Raw genomic sequence first — 7134 nt, 5'->3', positions numbered from 1 at the left:
GCGGGGGGCAGGGTGGGGCCTGGTGATGTGCTGGGAGTCATGGGGTGAGTGGCCGCAGTCATGGGAGTGGGGGCGGTCTCCTGTTCTGGAGGGGGGGTTGGAGCCGCTGGCCGCATCGACGAGGAGAACGTGCTGATGGCCAGCGCCATCCCCCCCACGCAAGCTGCCAGCGCGACTGCCCACCAGAGCCTTCGGGAGAGGCGTGCGGTCCGAGGCGGGCCTGCTTCCGCGGGCGCTTCTGGTTCCTCCCACCCGGCCGACGCAGGCAGCAGCGCTTCCCACGCGGCGCTCTCATCGTCCAGGCTGGCCAGGTCTCGCTTCAGCGCCTCGGCGGTGGCGTGCCGCTGGCGGGGATCCTTGGACAACAGTCGCATCACCACCTCGCTCAGAGGAACGGGGATGGCGGAAAGGACCTCATGCGGGGGTGTGGGGATGCGCAGCTCGATCTCCGCGTCTAAGCGAGCGCGCTCCGCGGCGCCGTAGAAGAAGAGACTCTGGCCGGTCAGGACCTCGTAGAAGGTGACGCCCAGCGAGTAGAGGTCATCCGTGGGCTGGAACTCGTACCGGGCTCCCGGGTCATTCGCGTGCAGCCGGGCGAAGCGCAAGGACTCCGGGCTGCGATAGGCGGGCGTGCCTGGCGGGAGGTGCTCCTGGGTGAGCGGCGCTGACAGCGCGTAGTCTCCCGCGCCCCAGTCCACGATGACGGGCACCCCCGTGGGACGCACGAGGATGTTGGCGGGCTTGAGGTCGCGGTGAAAGATTCCCTGCTGGTGTGCCGCGTCCAGCGCGTCCGCGAGCGCGAGGAAGAGCCGCAGCGCCGAGCGCAGCGTGGGCCGGTGGCGCGCGGCCCAGACGCGCAGGGTGTCTCCCTCCACGTACTCCATGGCGATGTAGAAGTACCCATCCTCCAACCCCGGATAGCGCCCGTGAGCGAAGACGTTGGGGATATGGGGGTGGTGCAGCCGGAGCAGACACCCCAGCTCCCGCTTCATGCGTTCATCGGTGAGCTTCCTGTCGTGAGGTCCGCTGGACGCCTGGCGCAGGGCGAACTTCAGCGCGTAGCTCCGGCCCTGCCGCGTCGCGAGGTAGACGACACCAAAGCCACCGCTGGAGAGCCGCTCCTGGATGTGGAAGCCGTCCACCTTGGCCCCGGGGCTCAAGAAGCCTGGGTGGCGCGACGGGGACTTCTTCATGGCGTGGGCTCAGGGGGGCTTGAGCGAGCGCTGGGCGGGATGGGAGGAATCATTACCTTCAATGTCATGAGGGGCTGCGCTCCAGGGACTTCAGTCAGGGACAGCGTATATTCACCCACCGCGGGCGCTTCAGAGCTCGCGACCTCCACCACCACCAGACTTTCGGTTTCAGGCGCTGTCCGCTTCACGCGTACGATGCGAGCCGTGAACCGCCCTTCGCCATCTTTGGGCGTCAGCCCCGCTTCTTGAAAGGCCCAGGGGCGCTCGCTGGGAGGATGGCGGAGGCGGACGGCGAGCACAAACCATCCGGGCCCGGCGTGAATCCAGCCGCCCGCGGGCTTTGGGGCAAGCTCATGGGTAGTTCTCACGGTGAGCTTGCCGGTGAAGATGCCGCGGTCATCCAGCACGCCCGAGGCGACGAGGTCCGCCAGGGTGCCCGCGCTGCACCGGGCCTGGGTCTCTTCGAGCTCTGCCTGGCATGCCGCGAGCGGCTGCGCGTGCCGTGTCACGTCCACCAGTGCGTCCGCCTCGGAAGGGTGGGAGACGAGCGCGAGCACGGCCTCCTCCGGTGCGGCCCCATCCCGGAAGCGGACGCGCAGCCACAGTCGCTCACGCTCGCCGAGCTTCACCAGGAGCTGGAGGACGAGAGTGCGAGCGCCCGCGTCCACGACCCGCACGCGCGTTGCGTCCAGCACGACCGAGTCCTTGTCGATGTCGGCATCAAAGAGCAGGAGGGTGCGCGTGTCCGGCGCCAGACGCACTTCGGGGGCGGGCGCGTCAGAGCCCGCCACCGTGACGCCGCGCTGCCGGAGGGTACGCGCGGGGGCAGGTTGTGCCGCCGAGGTTCCGACAAAGAAGAGAATGGCGAGCGCGAGCAGGATTGAAGGTTGGGACACTTCGAGGTAACCTCCTGAGTAGGAAACGTATCACGGCGCATCAGCGTCCTGAGTGATGGCGTGTCTCCGCGTGGCATGGAGTCAGCGGGGCCCAAGAGGCGCTGTGTCCAGCAAGAGAGGAGACCCATGGACCTTACCAGGTGGCGTGCCGCGCTCGGGGCGGCGTTGAGGAAGTGGTTTGGGAGAAGCAAGTCCGCTCGGGGCACCCCTGAGGCAAGCTCCTCGGCGCGGGGGGGCGCGGTCGGGGCTCGCCGCATCGAGTGGGGAGAAGTCTACGGCCCCATCGGTCGCATCGCGACGCATGCCCAGCCTGGGGTGTTCCAGGGGATGCAGCTATGCCGCTGTTCCGTGTGCGACGTGGTGCGGCTGTGCACACCGGACTTCGACTTCTACGCAGAGCATGAGCGGGGGCCGCTGATCTGTCACAACTGCTTCTTCCGGAGGGTGCTGCTGGACGAGCGGGACAGCCGCAGCAAGGCGTGAGCGTCGCACCGGCTCGATGTGGGTGGGGGTTATTACGCTCGCACCCCTATGAACAGACACTCTTGGCAGTGGATGTGGCTGCTGGTGATTGCTGCGGTGGCGGCCTGTGCGACGACGCCACCCTCTTGGAGCGAGAGTCCAGGCTGCGAAGAGGCCGCCGAGGCTGCGCCCTATGAGGAGGTGTGCGAGCAGGAGAGCAGCCTGATAGCTCTGTGCGCAGGAGCGCAGTGCGGGCTGTACCGGTGCCTGGAGGTGAAGGAGCACTTAGCCGAGGGGCGAGTGTTGCTCGCCCGGTACCCGGTGGGTGGACTGCCCAATCCGCTCAATGGGGTTCAGCGCCACTGGGGGAGCGCGCAGGAGTTGCCGCAGGACACGCGGCCGGTGTTCATCATCCCGTGGAAGCACAAGCCGCCGCTGCTACCCAGTCAGCAGCAGATGCTGGGGGAGGCGGCGAAGGAACGGAGGAAGCCGCACGAGAAGCACCACATCTTCCCGAGGGCGTTCAGGCAGTGGTTCACCGCGCAGGGCATTGACATCGACGAGTACGTGATCCCGCTGGAGGTGGAGAAGCACCGGAGCATCCATCGGGGCGCGGATGGGGGCCCGTGGAATGAAGCATGGCGCAAGTTCATACGAGAAAACCTAAAGGGGGCCTCGAAAGAGGAGATCTACCGGTATGCCGGACAACTCATCTACGAGTTTGAGCTGTTTGGCCCGGTGGTGCCGTATTGGAAGCAGCCGCCACCGCTTCTCCCGGGGTATTGAGGAGCCATGCGATTCTACCTATTGGATGATGTCCCAAACCGGCGTTACTCAGGCTCGTATACGTACGGGCACAAATGGGGCCTGCCCGGAGTACACTGCCCAGCGTGCAATGCCACTTGGGCCACGACTGGAGATGCCTACCCCTCGGTGGATCTGTCCCACCTGCCGGCCCAGGAGCAGAAGAAGTACCTGCCGCGGGTGGAGGCGGATTATGCGGAGTTCGAGCGGCTGCGCGAGCAGGTGCGCCCGTTGGTGCCCCCCGGGGTCCATCTCTGGCCGGGGAGCGCGTTCGGCCCCATGCATGGCTCAGCCCAGGGAGAGTTCGGCCCGCTAGTGCTGGTCAACCCATGGGAACTGTTAATGAGGCGTGAACCGCTGGAGTGCCTGCAGGCCGAGGGACTGCGTGGCCTGAAGGGGTGCCGCACAGCGCTGCGCTTCCGCAAGAAGAATCCGCCGGAGCTGCTGGAGATGGAACTGTTGCCTCGGGGCGAACTTCACCCGGATTGCCTGCCGGAACGCCCCCCTCCCTGCCCGAAGTGTGAGCGCGACGGCTTGAAACTTCCGGACAAGCCCCTCTTGGACGCGGCCACGCTGCCGCAAGACCTGGACCTGTTCAGAGTGTCTGGGACGATGATCATTGGTACCGAACGATTCGTGGAGGCAGTGAAGCGGCTGGGCTTCGAGCAGGACATCGCCTTCCGCGAGCTACCGGTGCGGGGCACGTAGAACTTGAGGAGCCATGAGGTTCTACCTGTTGGAGCACGCCCCGCACCCGCGCTATTCGGGCTACTACACTTACGGGCACAAGTGGGGCCTGCCCGGTGTGCACTGCTCGGAGTGCAATGCCACTTGGGCGACGACCGGGCCTGCCTACCCCTCGGTGGACCTGTCGCACCTGTCGGCCCAGGAGCAAAAGAAGTACTTGCCGCGGGTGGAGGAGGATCTTGCGGAGTTCGAGCGGCTGCGCGAGCAGGTGCGCCCGTTGGTGCCCCCTGGGGTCGATCTCCGGCCGGGGACCGCATTTGGCCCCTTGATTGGCTCAGCCCAGGGGGAGTTCGGCCCGCTGGTCTTGGTTCACGCATGGGAACTGTTGATGAAGCGTGAGCCGTTGGAGCGCTTGCAGGCTGAGGGCTTGAGAGGCCTGAAGGGGTGCCGTACGGAGCTGCGCTTCCGCAAGAAGAACCCGCCGGAGTTGCTGGAGATGGAGCTGTTGCCCCGGGGCGTATTTCACCCGGATTGCCTGCCGGAGCGCGGCCCCCCGCCCTGCCCGAAGTGTGGGCGACGCAGCTTCAACCGTCCAGAAGAGCCCATCCTGGACGGGGCCACGTTGCCGCAAGACCTGGACCTGTTCAGACTGGCTGGAATCATTGGCACCGAACGATTCGTGAAGGCAGTGCAGCGGCTGGGCTACGAGCAGGACCTCGCCTTCCGCGAGCTGCCGGTCGGCTGAGCAGCCCACTCTCCGCCATACCCCTGCGGTGCGTCCGGTCTCGTGCTAGCCATTGCCCCATGACCGCGCCTTTCCTCGCCGCCACCCACCTCACGCCCCTGGGAGAGGGGCGCTACCGCAGCCGCTTCGACGCGCCCTGGTACCAAGGTCGCGGCGTCTACGGTGGTATCGTCGCAGGCCAGATCCTGCGCGCCATGGAGCACGTGGTGGCGGATCCAGGTCGCCCGGTGCGCTCGTTCACCGTGCACTTCTGCGCACCCGCCTCCGAGGGCGAGGCGGAGGTGCGCGTGCGCATCGAGCGGGCAGGCAAGCTCGTCACCCATGCCACGGCGCGCACCGAGAACGCGGCCGGTGTGGTGTCCGTGGCAACTGCCACCTTCGGCATCCCCCGTGACGTCAGGGTCAGCTACTTCGACGCCAAGCGCCCCGAGGTGCCTCCTCCCGGCGAGGTCGGCGTCGTGCCCGAGGAAGTGCCCATGCCTACCTTCTGCCAGTTCTTCGAGTACCGCTTCTGTGTGGGCGCGGCGCCGTACTCGGGGAGCGAGCCGCGCGTGGGAGGGTGGATCCGGCCGAAGGGAGAGCCGGTGGTGCTGGACGCGGCGTTGTGCGTCGGGCTGCTGGACGCCTACCCACCCTCGGTGTTGTCGACGCTGGAGGAGGTCCGCCCCGTGGCGAGCGTGGACTTCACCGTGCACTTCTTCCAGGCCCTGCCGCGCCCGGCGGACCGGGCGGGTGCGTACTACCTGCGCACGGGAGTCTCTCGCTGGGCCGGCGAGGGCTTCGCCGAGGAGCTCCAGGAGCTGTGGACCGAAGAGGGAGAGCTGCTGGCCCAGTGCCGCCAGTGCATCGCGGTGCTCGGCTGAGCCCTCCCCCCCCGCGCGAGGCCCGCTACGGCGCGCAGTAGGTGGCGCGATCGATCTTGCCCGTCACGTTGATCGTCGAGCCGGTGCGGACGACGTACTCGCTGGCGCCCACGCGCGTGTCCGCGTTGCACCAGTCATACGTGTAGCCCAGCCCCGTCCACGGGTACTTGGTCTTCTGCCAGAAGCCGTAGCTGTAGGAGTAGTTGCCGTTCATCCACGCCTTGTGCTCCGCGGTGGCGTTGGCGGGGAACTCCAGGCTGCACGAGGTGTCGTCGATCTCCGCGTCCGGACACGGCCGGAACATGTCTCCGGGCTTCACCCACGCCTCGACGAAGTAGCGCGCGTTGTCCTGCTCGGTGGCCGGCGGCAGGCCGAGGTACTCGTTCAGCCGCGCCACCAGCTCCTCCGCGGGCACCGTCTTGCACAGCTCCTGGACCTGCGGGGCGGCGGTCATCCACACCTCGCGGGTCAGCGTGTTGTCTCCCACCGTGTAGCCCGTGAAGCTGGTCCAGATCACCATGCGCACCGCGGTCTTCTCCGCGTTCCACACCAGCTTCGGGTTGGAGGCGCTGATCGCGAACAGGCCGTTGTACACGTCCGCGGAGGTTGGCTCGACGGCCTCGCGGACGGCCGCGTCGTAGGTCTGTGCATCACAGGTGAGCGGCTGCTCCGGAGGGGGCTCGGTGTCGTCACCACACGCGGTCAGCGTCAGCAGAGCGGCCGTTCCAACCAGCCAGCGCATCCGAAACAGGGACTCGGGAATCATCAGATTCATCTCCTTGGGGGAAGGGGAGGGCCGTCCTACCAGAGCGGAAGGCTGAGACGCCAACCCCCATGGGGGCTCCCCAAGGACGCTCATCTCGAACCTTGAGAGCTGAGAGCAGGTGGGGACCCAGACCTTTCGCACGACCAGAGGGCTCCGTATGCTCGCGATGTGAATCCGTCGAGCTCCATGCGTCCCGAGTACGAGGACGAGCTGCACCTCGCGTTGGTCGAGGGTGTGTTGTCCCGGGATCAGCTCGATCCCTTGCGCGCCGAGGTGGTCCGCCTGGGGCGCAGCCCCCTGGAGCTGCTGCTGGAGCGAGGCCAGCTCTCCCCCGAGACTCTCTCCTCCCTGCGGGGCGAGATCCAGCGTCATGCTCGGCTCGGAGCGGAGGGGCAGCCCGAGGAGCCGCCCACCCGGCAGCCGGGAGTCGCCGCCAAGGCTCCTGGCTCTACGGAGCCTGTCTTCCCGCTGCCCAACTGGGAGCGCTACCAGCCCGTGCGCTTCCTGGGGCAGGGCGGCATGGGCCAGGTGTTCCTCGCGTATGACCCGCGCCTGCGCCGCAACGTCGCCATCAAGTTCGTGCGCGAGGAGAGCCCCGAGCTCGCCCAGCGCTTCCTCTCCGAGGCACGCGCCCAGGCCCGCGTGCAACACGAGCGCGTCTGCAAGATGTACGAGGTCGGCGAGGTTCAAGGCCGGGCCTACATCGCCATGCAGTACG

9 protein-coding genes are annotated in these 7134 nt (G+C 67.4%); 6 read left to right on the top strand and 3 right to left on the bottom strand.

The window, feature by feature from the left end; all coding sequences use genetic code 11:
- Both VD972_RS25325 and VD972_RS25320 read right to left on the bottom strand, forming a co-directional pair.
- A partial coding sequence (locus tag VD972_RS25325) for a serine/threonine-protein kinase (protein ID WP_324991228.1) occupies positions 1–1193 on the bottom strand: 1193 nt, incomplete at its 3' end.
- Complete coding sequence (locus VD972_RS25320; protein ID WP_324991226.1) at positions 1190–2089, bottom strand: DUF2381 family protein; 900 nt, start codon at positions 2087–2089, stop codon at positions 1190–1192. The genes VD972_RS25320 and VD972_RS25325, both read right to left, overlap by 4 nt.
- A 126-nt stretch (positions 2090–2215) precedes the next feature.
- Here VD972_RS25320 and VD972_RS25315 point away from each other — a divergent pair, with 126 nt between their 5' ends.
- Genes VD972_RS25315 through VD972_RS25295 form a run of 5 tightly spaced genes read left to right on the top strand, consistent with a single transcriptional unit; the run spans position 2216 to position 5650 of the window.
- Positions 2216–2572: a hypothetical protein gene (locus tag VD972_RS25315; RefSeq protein WP_324991225.1), complete on the top strand. Its 357-nt coding sequence runs from the start codon at positions 2216–2218 to the stop codon at positions 2570–2572.
- A 48-nt stretch (positions 2573–2620) separates the two neighbouring features.
- Positions 2621–3337 (top strand): TIGR02269 family lipoprotein, encoded by a 717-nt coding sequence (locus VD972_RS25310; protein ID WP_324991223.1) that lies wholly within the window; start codon positions 2621–2623, stop codon positions 3335–3337.
- A gap of 6 nt (positions 3338–3343) precedes the next feature.
- Positions 3344–4063: a double-CXXCG motif protein gene (locus tag VD972_RS25305; RefSeq protein WP_324991221.1), complete on the top strand. Its 720-nt coding sequence runs from the start codon at positions 3344–3346 to the stop codon at positions 4061–4063.
- Between the two features lie 13 nt (positions 4064–4076).
- Positions 4077–4787 (top strand): double-CXXCG motif protein, encoded by a 711-nt coding sequence (locus tag VD972_RS25300; RefSeq protein ID WP_324991219.1) that lies wholly within the window; start codon positions 4077–4079, stop codon positions 4785–4787.
- Positions 4788–4846: 59 nt separating this feature from the next.
- Entirely contained in the window at positions 4847–5650 is an 804-nt protein-coding gene (locus VD972_RS25295) for a thioesterase family protein (protein ID WP_324991216.1), read from the top strand.
- A 25-nt stretch (positions 5651–5675) separates the two neighbouring features.
- Here VD972_RS25295 and VD972_RS25290 read toward each other — a convergent pair whose 3' ends face one another.
- Positions 5676–6416, bottom strand: coding sequence for a hypothetical protein (locus VD972_RS25290; RefSeq protein ID WP_324991214.1), 741 nt, complete (start codon positions 6414–6416; stop codon positions 5676–5678).
- 186 nt (positions 6417–6602) lie between these two features.
- Here VD972_RS25290 and VD972_RS25285 point away from each other — a divergent pair.
- On the top strand, positions 6603–7134 hold a 532-nt coding region (locus tag VD972_RS25285), incomplete at its 3' end, for a protein kinase domain-containing protein (RefSeq protein ID WP_324991212.1).

Source organism: Hyalangium sp., from assembly GCF_035629615.1.
GTDB lineage: Bacteria > Myxococcota > Myxococcia > Myxococcales > Myxococcaceae > Hyalangium.
This window is presented reverse-complemented; position numbering and strand designations above follow the sequence as displayed.

Bases quoted from the DNA above. Each gene is read 5' to 3' on its own strand.
- VD972_RS25300 (WP_324991219.1), top strand. From the start codon at position 4,077: ATGAGGTTCTACCTGTTGGAGCACGCCCCGCACCCGCGCTATTCGGGC.
- VD972_RS25315 (WP_324991225.1), top strand. From the start codon at position 2,216: ATGGACCTTACCAGGTGGCGTGCCGCGCTCGGGGCGGCGTTGAGGAAG.
- VD972_RS25310 (WP_324991223.1), top strand. From the start codon at position 2,621: ATGAACAGACACTCTTGGCAGTGGATGTGGCTGCTGGTGATTGCTGCG.
- VD972_RS25290 (WP_324991214.1), bottom strand. From the start codon at position 6,416: ATGATTCCCGAGTCCCTGTTTCGGATGCGCTGGCTGGTTGGAACGGCC.
- VD972_RS25305 (WP_324991221.1), top strand. From the start codon at position 3,344: ATGCGATTCTACCTATTGGATGATGTCCCAAACCGGCGTTACTCAGGC.
- VD972_RS25295 (WP_324991216.1), top strand. From the start codon at position 4,847: ATGACCGCGCCTTTCCTCGCCGCCACCCACCTCACGCCCCTGGGAGAG.